This is a genomic window from Roseateles sp., from assembly GCF_036486225.1.
Classification (GTDB): domain Bacteria; phylum Pseudomonadota; class Gammaproteobacteria; order Burkholderiales; family Burkholderiaceae_C; genus Roseateles.
Genome location: NZ_DASVNZ010000354.1, coordinates 1 through 13,817, shown reverse-complemented (window position 1 = coordinate 13,817; position 13,817 = coordinate 1). Strand labels below are relative to the sequence as shown.

At 68.5% G+C, this 13,817-nt stretch carries 15 protein-coding genes; 12 read left to right on the top strand and 3 right to left on the bottom strand.

The window, feature by feature from the left end:
• On the bottom strand, positions 1-1,364 hold a 1,364-nt coding region (locus tag VF536_RS23310), incomplete at its 3' end, for a helicase HerA-like domain-containing protein (protein WP_331617294.1).
• 105 nt (positions 1,365-1,469) lie between these two features.
• Here VF536_RS23310 and VF536_RS23305 point away from each other — a divergent pair.
• From VF536_RS23305 to rng, 9 genes are all read left to right on the top strand, one after another.
• Positions 1,470-2,195 carry a YebC/PmpR family DNA-binding transcriptional regulator gene (locus VF536_RS23305; RefSeq protein ID WP_331617293.1) on the top strand — a complete coding sequence of 242 codons (726 nt, stop codon included), beginning with the start codon at positions 1,470-1,472 and terminating at the stop codon, positions 2,193-2,195.
• Complete coding sequence (purD, locus tag VF536_RS23300; RefSeq protein ID WP_331617292.1) at positions 2,192-3,475, top strand: phosphoribosylamine--glycine ligase; 1,284 nt, start codon at positions 2,192-2,194, stop codon at positions 3,473-3,475. The genes VF536_RS23305 and purD overlap by 4 nt, the downstream gene beginning before the upstream one ends.
• Positions 3,476-3,517: 42 nt before the next feature.
• Positions 3,518-4,192, top strand: coding sequence for a 1-acyl-sn-glycerol-3-phosphate acyltransferase (locus tag VF536_RS23295; RefSeq protein WP_331617291.1), 675 nt, complete (start codon positions 3,518-3,520; stop codon positions 4,190-4,192).
• The gene (hemF, locus tag VF536_RS23290) at positions 4,189-5,124 is read left to right on the top strand and encodes an oxygen-dependent coproporphyrinogen oxidase (protein WP_331617290.1); all 936 of its coding nucleotides are present in this window, start codon (positions 4,189-4,191) and stop codon (positions 5,122-5,124) included. The genes VF536_RS23295 and hemF overlap by 4 nt, the downstream gene beginning before the upstream one ends.
• Positions 5,125-5,152: 28 nt before the next feature.
• Positions 5,153-5,809, top strand: a complete 657-nt coding sequence (gene nadD, locus VF536_RS23285; RefSeq protein ID WP_331617289.1) for a nicotinate (nicotinamide) nucleotide adenylyltransferase — start codon at positions 5,153-5,155, stop codon at positions 5,807-5,809.
• Entirely contained in the window at positions 5,810-6,727 is a 918-nt protein-coding gene (gene rsfS / locus VF536_RS23280) for a ribosome silencing factor (protein ID WP_331617288.1), read from the top strand. It begins immediately after the preceding gene.
• Positions 6,728-6,731: 4 nt separating this feature from the next.
• On the top strand, positions 6,732-7,202 hold the full coding sequence (rlmH, locus tag VF536_RS23275; protein WP_331617287.1) for a 23S rRNA (pseudouridine(1915)-N(3))-methyltransferase RlmH: 471 nt from the start codon (positions 6,732-6,734) through the stop codon (positions 7,200-7,202).
• A gap of 7 nt (positions 7,203-7,209) precedes the next feature.
• Positions 7,210-7,818 carry a Maf family protein gene (locus VF536_RS23270; protein WP_331617286.1) on the top strand — a complete coding sequence of 203 codons (609 nt, stop codon included), beginning with the start codon at positions 7,210-7,212 and terminating at the stop codon, positions 7,816-7,818.
• Positions 7,819-7,932: 114 nt separating this feature from the next.
• Positions 7,933-9,426, top strand: a complete 1,494-nt coding sequence (gene rng, locus VF536_RS23265) for a ribonuclease G (protein WP_331617285.1) — start codon at positions 7,933-7,935, stop codon at positions 9,424-9,426.
• On the opposite strand, the gene VF536_RS23260 is transcribed toward rng, so the two are convergent.
• Both VF536_RS23260 and VF536_RS23255 read right to left on the bottom strand, forming a co-directional pair.
• On the bottom strand, positions 9,405-10,004 hold the full coding sequence (locus tag VF536_RS23260; protein ID WP_331617284.1) for a hypothetical protein: 600 nt from the start codon (positions 10,002-10,004) through the stop codon (positions 9,405-9,407). The genes rng and VF536_RS23260 overlap by 22 nt on opposite strands.
• On the bottom strand, positions 10,001-11,011 hold the full coding sequence (locus VF536_RS23255) for a tripartite tricarboxylate transporter substrate-binding protein (RefSeq protein WP_331617283.1): 1,011 nt from the start codon (positions 11,009-11,011) through the stop codon (positions 10,001-10,003). Before VF536_RS23255 ends, VF536_RS23260 begins: the two co-directional genes overlap by 4 nt.
• 154 nt (positions 11,012-11,165) lie before the next feature.
• Between VF536_RS23255 and tolB the strand changes: the two genes are divergently transcribed.
• The 3 genes from tolB to VF536_RS23240 all read left to right on the top strand — a co-directional run.
• Complete coding sequence (gene tolB / locus VF536_RS23250) at positions 11,166-12,491, top strand: Tol-Pal system beta propeller repeat protein TolB (RefSeq protein WP_331617282.1); 1,326 nt, start codon at positions 11,166-11,168, stop codon at positions 12,489-12,491.
• Positions 12,492-12,769: 278 nt separating this feature from the next.
• Positions 12,770-13,303 carry a peptidoglycan-associated lipoprotein Pal gene (gene pal, locus VF536_RS23245; RefSeq protein ID WP_331617281.1) on the top strand — a complete coding sequence of 178 codons (534 nt, stop codon included), beginning with the start codon at positions 12,770-12,772 and terminating at the stop codon, positions 13,301-13,303.
• 9 nt (positions 13,304-13,312) lie between these two features.
• On the top strand, positions 13,313-13,817 hold a 505-nt coding region (locus VF536_RS23240; RefSeq protein ID WP_331617280.1), incomplete at its 3' end, for a YbgF trimerization domain-containing protein.

The window sequence follows — 13,817 nt, the reverse complement described above, 5'->3', positions numbered from 1 at the left end:
TGATCCGCCTCGTCGGCCATCGAACCGGCACCGGCACCGCCGCGCGGCGAACCCGCCTGCGACGGCTGCGGCGCCGCGTCGGCCGTCGTGGACGCGCGGCCGGTCAGCTTTTCATAGGCCGACTCGCGGTCGATGTGCTTGTCATAGACGCCGGCGACCAGCGAGCCGCTGATCAGCGCCTTGCGCTGCTCCGGCGTGATCGGCCCGATCTGGCTGCCCGGCGGCAGCACGAACACGCGTTCCGTGATGGCGGGCCGGCCCTTCTCGTCGAGCAGGCTGATCAGCGCCTCGCCGACGCCCAGTTCAGTGATCGCCATCGCGATGTCCAGCCCCGGCTTCGGACGCATGGTGTCCGCCGCGGCCTTGACGGCCTTCTGGTCCCGAGGTGTGAACGCCCGCAACGCATGTTGCACCCGGTTGCCGAGCTGCCCCAGCACTGTGTCCGGGATGTCCAGCGGGTTCTGCGTCACGAAGTAGACGCCCACGCCCTTGGAGCGCACCAGCCGAACCACCAGTTCGATCCGTTCCACCAGCGCCGCCGGCGCATCCTTGAACAGCAGATGCGCCTCGTCGAAGAAGAACACCAGCTTGGGCTTGTCCAGGTCGCCGACCTCGGGCAGCGCCTCGAACAGTTCCGACAGCATCCACAGCAGGAAGGTCGCGTACAGCCGCGGCGCGGCCATCAGTTTGTCCGCCGCCAGGATGTTGATCACGCCCAGGCCGTCCGACGTCTGCATGAAGTCGTGGATGTCGAGCATCGGCTCGCCGAAGAACTTGTCGCCGCCCTGCGCCTCGATCTGCAGCAGCCCGCGCTGGATCGCGCCCACGCTGGCCGCCGAGACGTTGCCGTACTGCGTCGTGAACTCGCTGGCGTTGTCGCCTACGTGCTGCAGCATCGCCCGCAGGTCCTTCAGGTCCAGCAGCGCCAGGCCGTGGTCGTCGGCGATCTTGAAGACCATCTGCAGCACGCCGCCCTGGGTCTCGTTGAGCCCCAGCATCCGCGACAGCAGCAGCGGTCCCATGTCGGAGACTGTCGCGCGCACCGGATGGCCCTGTTCGCCGAACACGTCCCAGAGCGTCGTCGGGCAGGCAATCGGCACCGGCGGCTCGAAGCCGCGTTCCTTCAGCACCGCCAGCAGCTTGGTCGACGGCGCGCCGGCCTGCGAGATGCCGGTCAGGTCGCCCTTGACGTCCGCCATGAAGACCGGCACGCCCATCTGGCTGAACGATTCGGCCAGTTTCTGCAGACTGATGGTCTTGCCCGTGCCGGTGGCGCCGGTGATCAGTCCGTGGCGGTTGGCCAGCGCCGGCAACAGCTGGCACTCGATGTCGCCGTGGCGGGCCAGCAGGATCGGGTCGGCCATGCGGAAGTCTCCAGAGGCAAAAAAGCTAAAATCGCAGTCTAACGAAGCAACCACCGCGCCGCCCCGGAGAATTTCTTCCGGGCCGCGTCACAGGAGAACGAGGACATGGCAGGGCATTCCAAATGGGCGAACATCCAGCACCGCAAGGGTCGCCAGGACGAGAAGCGCGGCAAGGTCTGGACCCGTCTGACGCGTGAAATCATCGTCGCGGCCCGTGCCGGCGGTGCCGACATCAACATGAATCCCCGCCTGCGTCTGGCGATCGAGAAGGCCAAGGGCGCGAACATGCCGGCCGACAACATCAAGCGCAACGTCGACAAGGCCACCGGCAACCTCGACGGCGTGACCTACGAGGAAATCCGCTACGAGGGCTACGGCATCGGCGGCGCCGCGATCATCGTGGACTGCATGACCGACAACCGCGTCCGCACCGTCGCCGAAGTCCGTCACGCGTTCAGCAAGTACGGCGGCAACCTGGGCACCGAAGGCTCGGTCGCCTTCCAGTTCAAGCACTGCGGCCAGCTGGTGTTCGCGCCGGGCACCTCCGAGGACAAGGTCATGGAAGTCGCGCTGGAAGCCGGCGCCGAGGACGTCCTGACCGACGACGACGGCGCCATCGAGGTGCTGACCTCGCCCGCCGACTACGAAGCCGTCAAGAATGCGCTCGAAGCCGCCGGCCTGAAGGCCGACATCGCCGAAGTCACGATGCGCGCCGAGAACACCATCGAGCTGGCCGGCGAAGATGCCGCCCGCATGCAGAAGCTGCTGGATGTGATCGAAGACCTGGACGACGTCCAGGACGTCTACAACAACGCGAGCCTGTCCGAATGAAGGTCCTGGTCCTGGGCAATGGTGGCCGTGAACACGCGCTGGCCTGGCGGCTGGCGCAGGGCGAGCGCGTCACGCAGGTCTTCGTGGCCCCCGGCAACGGCGGTACCGCGCGCGACCCGCTGCTGAAGAACGTGCCGATCACCGACGTGAAGGCGCTGGCCGACTTCGCCATCGAACAGAAGATCACGCTGACGGTCGTCGGTCCGGAGGCCTTCCTGGCCGCCGGCGTCGTCGACGAGTTCCGCGCCCGCGGCCTGCGCATCTTCGGACCCACCAAGGCGGCCGCGCAACTGGAGAGCTCCAAGGCCTTCGCCAAGGAGTTCATGAAGCGCCACGGCATCCCGACCGCCGCCTACGAGACCTTCAGCGACGCGACCCAGGCGCACGCCTACGTCGACGCGCAGGGCGCGCCCATCGTCATCAAGGCCGCCGGCCTGGCGGCCGGCAAGGGCGTGGTCGTCGCGATGACGCTGGCCGAGGCGCATGAGGCGATCGACTGGATCCTGGCAGACAACAAGCTGGGCGTGGTCCACAACGAAGGCGGCGCCCGCGTCGTCATCGAGCAGTTCCTCGAAGGCGAGGAAGCCAGCTTCATCGTGCTGTGCGACGGCAAGAACGTCCTGCCGCTGGCCACCAGCCAGGACCACAAGCGCCTGCTCGACGGCGACCAGGGGCCCAACACCGGCGGCATGGGCGCGTACTCGCCCGCGCCGGTGGTGACGCCCAACGTCCATGCCAAGGCGATGCACGAGATCATCAAGCCGACGATCCAGGGCATGGCCCGCGACGGCGCGCCGTTCACCGGGTTCCTGTACGCCGGCCTGATGATCGACGCGCACGGCCAGCCGCGCACTGTCGAGTTCAACACCCGCATGGGCGACCCCGAGACGCAGCCGATCATGATGCGTCTGAAGAGCGACCTGTTCGAGGTGCTGATGCACGCGACCGACGGCACGCTCGACCAGGTCGAACTGCAGTGGGACCGTCGCGCCGCGCTGGGCGTCGTGATGGCCGCGGGCGGTTATCCGCTGTCGCCGCGCAAGGGCGACGCGATCAGCGGCCTGCCCGTGGATGGTGAGGAGGCGATGGTCTTCCACGCCGGCACCACGATGCAGGACGACGGCCAGCTCGTGACCAGCGGCGGCCGCGTGCTGTGCGTGACCGCGCTGGGCGAGGCCGTGCGCCACGCGCAGCAGCTGGCCTACCAGACCGCGCAATCGATCCAGTTCGACGGCAAGCAGTACCGCCAGGACATCGGTCACCGCGCGATCAAGCGCTGATCCAGGCGCCGACTCCAGCGCCGACCCGGACGCCGACCTGCCGTGGCCCCTTCCGCCCCTCGCCGCTGGACCGGCGCGCTGACGCCGATGCCCGGCGGCAGCGCGCTCGCGCGGGCCGTGCTGGGCGCCTTCGGCTGGCGCATCCTCAACGACGGCCTGCCGGGAAAGCAGGGCGTCGTGATGGTCTATCCGCACACGTCGAACTGGGATTTCCCGATCGGCGTGCTGACGAAGTGGAGCCTCGGTTTCCAGCTGAAGTTCTGGGCCAAGGACAGCCTGTTCAAACCGGCTGTCGTCGGCCGCTGGATGCGGTCCATCGGCGGCGTGGCGGTGAACCGCCGCTCGGCCAACGGCATGGTCGCCGACACGGTCCAGCAGATGCGCGAGGCCAAGGCGCGCGACGAGTCCTTCTGGCTCATCGTCGCGCCGGAGGGCACGCGCGGCTACGTCGATCACTGGAAGTCCGGCGCGTACCACGTCGCCGTCCAGGCGGGCGTGCCCGTCGGGCTGGCCTCGTTCGACTTCGCGATGAAGCGCGTGATGTTCACCGACTTCGTCGAGGTCAGCGGCGATCCGGCCCAGGACTTCGCGCTCTTCGCCGAAGTGCTAGTCGGTCGCCAGGGCAAGCATCCCGAGAACGCCGGACCGATCCGGTTGAAACCCGATTCCTTCCCGGAATCACGAAAAGAACCCGCCAAGGACGGAGATCCCCGATGAATACGCAGTTGGTGCGCGATTACCTGCTCGGCCTGCAGCAGCGGATCGTCACGACGCTCGAGCGTCTCGATGGTCAGGCATTCATCACCGACGCCTGGCAGCGCGAACCCGGCGGCCGCCTCGAAGGCGACGGCCTGGTGCGCCTGATCGAGAACGGCGCCGTGTTCGAACGCGGCGGCGTCAACTTCTCGCATGTGCGGGGTCGGGTGTTGCCGCCGTCGGCGACGGCGCATCGCCCGGAGCTGGCCGGCGCGCCCTTCGAGGCGATGGGCGTGTCGCTGGTGATGCACCCCCACAACCCGTTCGTGCCCACGGTCCACATGAACGTGCGCATGTTCGCCGCGCTGCCGCCCGATCGCGAGCCGGTCGTGTGGTTCGGCGGCGGCATGGACCTGACGCCGTACTACGGCTTCGAGCGCGACGCGCAGCACTTCCATCGCACCTGCAGGGCTGCGCTGGAGCCGCATGGCGAGGCGCTCTATCCGCGCTTCAAGCAGTGGTGCGACGAGTACTTCCACCTGAAGCACCGCAACGAGCCGCGCGGCGTCGGCGGCATCTTCTTCGACGATTTCGCCGAGGGCGGCGTCGAGAACGCGTTCGGCATGGTCCAATCCGTCGGCGACGCGTTCCTGCCCGCCTACGAGCCGATCGTCGATCGTCGGCACGGTCTGGCCTACGGCGAACGCGAGCGCGACTTCCAGGAATACCGGCGCGGACGTTACGTCGAGTTCAACCTGGTCTTCGACCGCGGCACGCTGTTCGGGCTGCAGTCGGGCGGGCGCACCGAGTCCATCCTGATGTCGATGCCGCCGGTCGCGCGCTGGCGCTACGACTGGCAGCCGGAGGCAGGCTCGCCCGAAGCCAAGCTCTACAGCGACTTCCTCCGCCCCCGCGACTGGGCGGACGAGGTGCCGACCCACCTGTGGTTCTGAAGGCGCGTGTGAGCCGGAAGGATCAGCGGTGAGCGACGGCGCTTCCGGAAGACCGAACGATCTGGCGAAGGGATCGGGTCGTGTCCGTCAGGTCGGGTGGTTCGGCGGGTCCTTCGATCCGGTGCACCGCGCGCATCTGGCATTGGCGCACGCGGCACTCGACCAGCTGGCGCTGGACGAGGTTCGCTGGATCGTCGCCGGACAGCCGTGGCAGAAGGCGGGTCGGCAGATGGCGGCGGCCGCGGATCGCGCCGAGATGGTGCGGTTGACGATCGCGGGGCCGGGCGGGGATCCCCGCTTCGTCCTCGACGATCGCGAGATGAAACGCGCCGGGCCGAGCTACACGCTCGACTCGGTGCGCGAGTATCAGCAGGAACGTCCTCACGACGCGCTCTGGCTGATCCTCGGGCAGGACCAGTTGGCCGGCTTCCCGAGCTGGAACGGCTGGGAGGAACTGGTCGAGCGCATGGGGCTGGCAGTCGCGGCCCGCGCGCAGGACAAGGTACAGGCGCCGGCGGCGCTGCTGGAACGGCCGCATCGGCTGGTCCGGCTGACGATGCCGGCGCTGGAATGGTCATCCACCGAGGCCCGCCGACTGGCGGCCGAGGGCGCTGACGTAGGGCCCGTGGTGGGCGAAGAGGTGGCGGGTTATATTTCCCGGCACCGTCTCTACAGTGAGAACTGAATGGACATCAAGAAACTGGAACGTGCCATCGTCGATGGTCTTGAGGATGTGAAGGGCCAGGACATCCTGGTCTTCGACACCGAGCGCCTGTCGCCGCTGTTCGAGCGCGTGATCATCGCCTCGGGCACGAGCAACCGGCAGACCAAGGCGCTAGCCTCCAGCGTGCGCGAGACGGTCAAGAAGCGCGGCATGCAGGTCATGCGCACCGAGGGCGAGGACAACGGCGAATGGATCATCGTCGACTGCGGCGCCGCCGTGGTCCACCTGATGCAGCCGGCGATCCGCCAGTACTACCACCTCGAAGAGATCTGGGGCGGCAAGCCGGTGAAGCTCAAGCTGGGCGATAGCGGCACCAAGCTGGTCAAGGCCTCCGAGCCGATGGACGACGAGGACGCGCCCAAGGCGAAGAAGTCCTCCGCCAAGAAGGCTGCAAAGTCCGACAAGGCTGAGAAGGCCGAGAAGTCTGACAAGGCCGCCAAGAAGGCGACCAAGGTCAAGTCCGTCGACGGCGAGGCCATAGTCGCCGCGTCGAAGAAGGCGCCGACCCGCGCGACCGGCACGAAGTCCGCCGCCGCCAAGTCGGCAACGAAGGCTGCTCCGGTGAAGACCGCGGCAACCAAGTCCGCCAAGCCGGCCGGCAAGCCTGCTGCGAAGAAGACGAGCATCAAGACGACCGCCGCCACGGCCAAGCCTGCGGCCAAGACCACCCGCAAGCCCGCCGCCACCCAGGCGCCGGGCGAGACGGTGAAGGTCGGCAGCAAGAAGCCGGTGACGAAGAAGGTCTCTCCGAAGGTCGCCGCCGCCAAGCCGGCAGCCGCCGTGAGAAAACCGGCCGCCAAGCCGGCGGCCAAGCCCTCCAAGCCGGCCGCCAAGAAGACCACGGTGAAGACCGGCACGAAGTCCAAGGCCAAGGCCTGACCCCGTGCGGCTGGTGTTGTGCGCGGTCGGGCAGAAGATGCCGGCCTGGGCCGATGAGGCCTATGAGGATTTCGCCAAGCGCTTCCCGCCCGAGATGCGGCTGGAGCTCAAGGCGGTGAAGGCGGAACCGCGCACCACCGGCAAGTCGACCGAGCAGCTGATGGCGGCCGAGGCGGTGCGCCTCGACGCCGCCTGCCCCAAGGGCGCCCGGCGGGTCATCCTCGACGAGCGCGGCGAGCGCGTCACCTCGAAGCAGCTCGCGCAGCGGCTCGAGTTCTGGCGCGGCGACGGGCGCGACGTCGCGATCTTCATCGGCGGCCCGGACGGGCTGGACGACAGCATCAAGGCGAGCGCCGACGAGAAGCTGCGCCTGTCCGACCTGACCCTGCCGCATGCCTTCGTGCGCGTGCTGCTGGCCGAAGGCCTCTACCGGGCCTGGTCCGTCATGGAAGGCCATCCCTACCACCGCGAATGAACTGACGATGTCCGCAGATTTCCTGTACCTCGCGTCGCAGAGCCCGCGTCGGCGCCAGTTGCTGGAGCAGATCGGCGTTCGTCATGAACTCCTGCTGCCCGGCGCCGACGAGGACGCCGAGGCGCTGGAGGCCGTGGTGGCCGGCGAGTCGCCCGACGACTACGTGCGCCGCGTCACCGTCGCCAAGCTCGATGCTGCGCTGCAGCGTCGCGCGCGTCGCGGCCTGCCGCCCGCGCCCGTGCTGTGTTCCGACACCACGGTGGCCCTGGGCGATCGCATCCTCGGCAAACCCGACGATGCGGCGCATGCGTCGGAGATCCTCTCCCGGCTGTCCGGTCGCGAACACCGCGTGCTGACCGCCGTGGCCGTCGGCACGCCGGACGGCCGGCGGCTGAGCGCGGTCAACGTGTCGCTGGTGCGCTTCGCCGTGATCGGCGACGAACGCCTGCGCGCCTATGTGGCTTCGGGCGAACCCATGGGCAAGGCCGGCGCTTACGCGATACAAAGTCAGGCGGCCGCCTGGATCGAACACATCGCCGGCAGTTATTCGGGCATCATGGGCCTGCCGTTGTTTGAAACGGCGGAGCTGTTGCGGGAGGCCGGTTTCCCCGTCTGAACACGGACGGGAAAGCGGAGCGGCAGCGGACCCTGGACCGACAAAGCTTTCCGGAAGGCGACTCGAGCGTTGCCGTCAGCCCCGAGGCTGACGAGAACGCTGGAGTACAAGAACATGGAAGACATCCTGATCAACTGGACCCCGCAGGAGACGCGGGTGGCTGTGGTCGAGAACGGGTCCGTGCAGGAACTGCACATCGAACGGACGCTGGAGCGGGGCCTCGTCGGCAACGTCTATCTCGGCAAGGTCGCCCGGGTGCTGCCGGGCATGCAATCGGCGTTCATCGACATCGGGCTGGAGCGCGCGGCCTTCCTGCATGTCGCCGACCTGCACCTGAACGGCGTGAATCCCCGCGGCCATCACGGCCCGCACGGGGAAGCCGCCCAGGCCATCCCGATCGAGCGTCAGGTCTACGAGGGCCAGGCCTTGACCGTGCAGGTCATCAAGGACCCCATCGGCACCAAGGGGGCGCGGCTGTCGACGCAGATCTCGATCGCCGGCCGGCTGCTGGTGCACCTGCCGCAGGACAACCACATCGGCATCTCGCAGAAGATCGGCTCGCCGGAGGCGCGCGACGCGTTGCGCGCGCGCATGCAGACCCTGGTGTCGGCCGGCGTGCAGGACGGCAACACCGGCGGCTTCATCCTGCGGACCAATGCCGAAGAGGCGAGCGACGAGGAGCTGGGCGCCGACATCGGTTATCTGCGCAAGACCTGGAACTCGATCCGCGACAAGTCGCTGACGCTGCCGCCCGGCAGCCTGCTGTTCCAGGACCTGAGCCTGGTCGAGCGCGTGCTGCGCGACCTGGCCAGCGACAGGACCAATTCGATCCGGATCGACGCCAAGCTCCAGTACGACGTGGTGCGCGAGTTCGGCGAGACCTACATGCCGACGGCGACCGCCAAGCTCGAGCTGTACCGCGGCGAGCGCCCGATCTTCGACCTGAACAACATCGACGCCGAGATCGCCCGCGCGCTGGCGCGGCGCGTGGACCTGAAGTCAGGCGGCTACCTGATCATCGACCAGACCGAGGCGATGACGACGATCGACGTGAACACCGGCGGTTTCGTCGGCGCGCGCAACTTCGACGACACGATCTTCAAGACCAACCTCGAGGCGGCCGGCGCCATCGCGCGCCAACTGCGGCTGCGCAACCTGGGCGGGATCATCATCGTCGACTTCATCGACATGACCCGCGAGGAGCACAAGGCCGCGGTGCTGCAGGAGTTCCGAAAGCAGCTGAGCCGCGATCGCACCAAGGTCACGATCGGCGGCTTCACGCAGCTGGGGCTGGTCGAGCTGACGCGCAAGCGCACCCGTGAGTCGCTGGCCCGCATGCTCTGCGAACCCTGCCCGACCTGCGACGCCCGTGGGCAGGTCAAGACCGCGCGCAGCATCTGCTACGAGATCCTGCGGGAGATCCTGCGCGAGTCGCGGCAGTTCAATCCGAAGGAGTTCCGCGTGGTCGCGGCGGCCAATGTCGTCGAGATGCTGCTCGATGAGGAGAACCAGCACCTGGCCGGGCTGTCGGATTTCATCGGCAAGCCGATCTCGCTGACCGCCGAGCCGACGAACCAGACCGAGCACTACGACATCGTGCTGATGTAGCCGCAGGACGGCTGACCGAAGACCGCGGCGCAGCTCGACGCGAGCGGCCACGGTACCGTCGTCAAGCCTTCCTCGAAACCGTGCAGGGCGAGGGCGGCCGCCTGGTGCGCCGTCATCGCGGGCGCATGGTCGTGGATCAGGCCCGCCGTGGCGCTCGCGGCCGCGACCGCGGCATCGCGGATGCCCATCGGCGAATGCTCCAGATAGGCCAGCACCGGCAGCGTGAGGCGCTCGTGCACCTCGATGAAGGCGAGCCGCGACAGCGCAGCCGTCCTGCAGCGGTGATCCACGTCGTCGATGTGCAGCGCATGGCCAAGCTGCTGCAAGGTCGCCAGCAGCACCTCCCGCAGCCGCGCACCGTGGATCTCGGCCTCCGCCGACGGGACGCTCATCCCTGGCGCCAGCGCGCCGGTGTCGACACGGAAGCTCCGGAACATCAGCAGGCCGGCCAGGCGTGCCGCGCCGAGGATCTGCGTCTGCGCGTGAGCCAGCCCTTCGCCGGTGATCAACTGGGCGCGGATCAGGCGATGGAAGTGCGCCGTCGCCGCGACCAGGTGCTTGAAGGAACTGCCGGTCATCGCGCGCCTCCTGCAGGGATCCGTTCCCACAGTTCGGTGCCGGTCTGCGCCAGGGCCATCCGCACGCGCGGATCGGACACGACCTGACCCCAGGACGCCCGCAACTGGTCCGCGAGCTTGCCGGGCAGATGCGGCGGCGCGAGTAGCGCGTTCCATGCCGGCGCGTCCCGAGAGCGGAGGGCGTCGAAGTCCTCCCAGTCTGGCGGCGCGGCGAGGGCCGAGCGGTCGGCCTGCGTGGCGGGAAGGACGCGAGCCAGGGTCGCGGTGTTCTCTGCAGAGGTCGCCGCAGGGGTGGCCGCAGCGGGAGTTGCAGCCGGAGTCGCGAACGCCGGCGGCGTCGCGAGGGGCGTCAGCCATCGACCGAACATGCCGGGCGGAAACACGGTGACGAACGGGAGCTGGCCGACGCGCGCGATCGAGGTGAAATCCTCCGTCGATGCGGCTGGCGGCTGGAACGGGTCGTCGGGGAGGCGCGCGGGGCGTTCCAGCAGGGTGCTGCAGGTCAGCAGCAGGAGCTGCCCGTCGGGTCGCGCCGTGGCCACCTGGCGGGCGGCGAGGTAACCCTGGCGGTCCGGAAGGTTGCGGACCACGACGATGTCGCCAGAGCGCTCGGCCCACACGCGCGCCATCGTGCGGGCCACGTGGTCCGGACCGCTGCCGGCGCTGAACGGGATCACCAGGGTCAACGACGTTTCGCGGCTGTCTGCAGGCGCGTCGGGCGACGCCCCCGTCGTCTGCGCCAGCGCGGCCTTGAAAAGCCCGGCACACATCAGCCACACGATGGCGATCAGCCATGGCCTCAGGGCGTCACCGATGCGGGGCAGGCGGAGGCGGCCGCTGAAGGTCGACGGGGTCGAGGGGATCGAGGGGATCGAGGGGGCGGGCGGGCGACGGGGACGCGTCGGGTCGGACATGACTTCCTTTCGGTGGTCGCGGCGGGCGCGGGCGAAGGGAGTCATTCTGGAAAACTGGCGGCGCCGATGCCATGACCGGAACTCGCTGAACACGCAGGCGAAATCGACTGGTTCGGGTCATCGACTGACTTGTTCAGGGAGGGCTGGCGCGCTGCTTGCCGTTGGCCTTGCCCTTTGTAACCTCGCCGATCCGTTACACCTGTCCAGGCCTCGGGCACAATCAGGCCTCCATTCGTTCCGCAAGCCGATGAGCACCAAGACGATTGCCACCCCCTCCGCTCTTCTTCCCACCGGCATCAGCGCGTTGACGCGCCGTGGACTGCTCGGCGGTCTGGCTGCCGGGCTGGCGATGCCTTCGCTCGCGCAGTTCCGGGTCGAGATCGCCGGCGTCGGCGCCACCCGGCTGCCGATCGCGATCAGCGACTTCAGCAACGAATCGGCCACCGGCCAACCCCTGGCGGCGATCATCCGCGCCGACCTCGAGCGCAGCGGCCAGTTCAGCATCGTGCCCGGCCAGGCCGGCATGAGCGAGACCTCCCAACCCCAGTTCGTCGACTGGCGCGCGCGCGCCGCGGACGCCCTGGCGGCCGGCTCGGCGTCGCGGCTGGCCGACGGCCGCTTCGACATCCGCTACCGGCTCTGGGACGTCGTCAAGGGCACGGACGTGGGCAGCGAGAGCATTCCCGTCGTCGCCGGCGACCTGCGACTGTCGGCGCACAAGATCGCCGACACGATCTACCAGAAGCTCACCGGCGAGCGCGGCGTCTTCGCCACGCGGCTGGCCTACGTGAACAAGGCCGGCCCGCGCTACTCGCTGATCGTCGCCGACGCCGACGGCCTGGGCGCGCAGTCCGTACTCAACAGTCCCGAGGCGATCATCTCGCCGGCCTGGTCGCCGGACGGCAACGAACTCGCGTACGTGAGCTTCGAGTCGCGCAAGGCCGTGGTCTGGATCCAGGACCTGCGCACCGGCAAGCGCCGCAAGGTCGCGGACTTCCGCGGCAGCAACAGCGCGCCGTCCTACTCGCCCAACGGCCAGCAGCTGGTGGTCACGCTGTCGCGCGAAGGCGGCTCGCAGCTCTACCTGATCAACAAGGACGGCTCCGGCGCCAAGCGCCTGACGCAGACCTCGGCGATCGACACCGAGGCGACCTTCTCGCCCGACGGCTCGCAGATCTACTTCGTCAGCGACCGCGGCGGCGCGCCGCAGATCTACCGCACGCCCGCGGGCGGCGGCGGCGCCGAGCGCGTGACCTTCAGCGGCAACTACAACATCAGCCCGGCCATCAGCCCCGACGGCCGCACGATGGCCTACATCACCCGCGTCGGCGGCGGCACGTTCAAGCTGTGCGTGATGGACCTCGGCAGCGGCCAGGTCCAGCAGATCACCGACACCAGCGACGACGAGAGCCCCAGCTTCGCGCCCAACGGCAAGCTGATCGTCTACGCGACGCGCACCGGCGGACGCGACACGCTGGTGACGACGACGCTGGACGGCAAGGTCAAGGCCAGGCTCGACACCCCCGGCGCATCCGACATCCGGGAGCCCGCCTGGGGCCCCTTCGGCAACTGAGCGATGCAGGTGCCGGCCTCGCGCGTGATCGGAGAAATCAAGGCTTTCGCGACGTCGGGCACATGGATTGCCTACGTTGCCGTCGCGCTTCGCCCATCCCGTGCGAAGCGTGATCGCGACGACTCGACCAACCTTCCGCGCAGGCATGCCTGCCCCACGGATGTGTTAGCCGATGATTCACAATTGCTGTTCCCCCGCGGCTTCACCGGCGGCGCTGTCCACCGCCATGTCCTGACCGTAACTTCCCCGCCCGCTTTGACCTCTAGGAGCGTATGCCCATGAAATTCGAAAAACTGATGCTTGGCCTGGTGGCCGCGGCCGCCCTGTCCGCCTGCAGCTCGACCAAGCTGGATGAACCGGCCCCGGTCGAAAACAAGCAACCGGTCCCGACCCAGCAGACCCCGCAGGCTGATCCGAACGCCAACGCGCAGCGTCCGACGCTGCCGACGGTGGACCTCGGCGCCCAGCTGGACGCCGCCGTGTCCAACCAGCGCGTCGTGTTCTTCGACTTCGACAGCTTCATCGTCAAGGACGAATACCGCAGCCTGATCGAGAACCACGCCAAGCGCCTGAACAACAAGAAGACGCTGCAGCTGAGCCTCGAAGGCCACGCCGACGAGCGCGGCGGCCGCGAATACAACCTGGCCCTGGGCCAGAAGCGCGCGGAAGCCGTCGCCAAGTCGCTGACGCTGCTGGGCGTGTCCTCGGGCCAGGTCGAGGCGGTGAGCTTCGGCAAGGAACGTCCGACCGACACGGGCCACAACGAAGAGGCATGGGCCAAGAACCGTCGCGTCGAACTGCGCGACAAGTAATCCGGTGACATGAGCATGCTGCGATCCCTTCGTTCCTTCCCCTTCGCGCCGACCCGGGCGGCCAAGGCCGCGCTGATCGGTGCGCTGATGGCGCTGTGCGCCGCCGGCCCCGCGCGGGCGGCGCTGTTCGAGGACGACGAGGCCCGCAAGGCCATCCTCGACCTGCGGACCAAGATGCAGCAGAACGACGAGGCGCAGCGTGCCCGTGTCACGGAACTGCAGAGCCAGCTCGAGGTCGCGCGACGCGGCCTGCTGGATCTGTCCGGACAGATCGAGGCGCTGAAATCGGACCTGGCCAAGATGCGCGGCCAGAACGAACAGCTGGCGCGCGATCTGTCCGAGACCCAGCGCAAGGTGACCGACCAGTCGGCCACGCTCGACAACCGGCTGCGCCCGCTGGAGCCGCAGAAGGTGTCGCTGGACGGCAAGGAATTCCAGGCCGATCCGGAAGAGAAGCGCCAGTTCGATGCCGCGATGGGCCTGATCCGCCGCGGCGACTTCAACGAGGCGACCT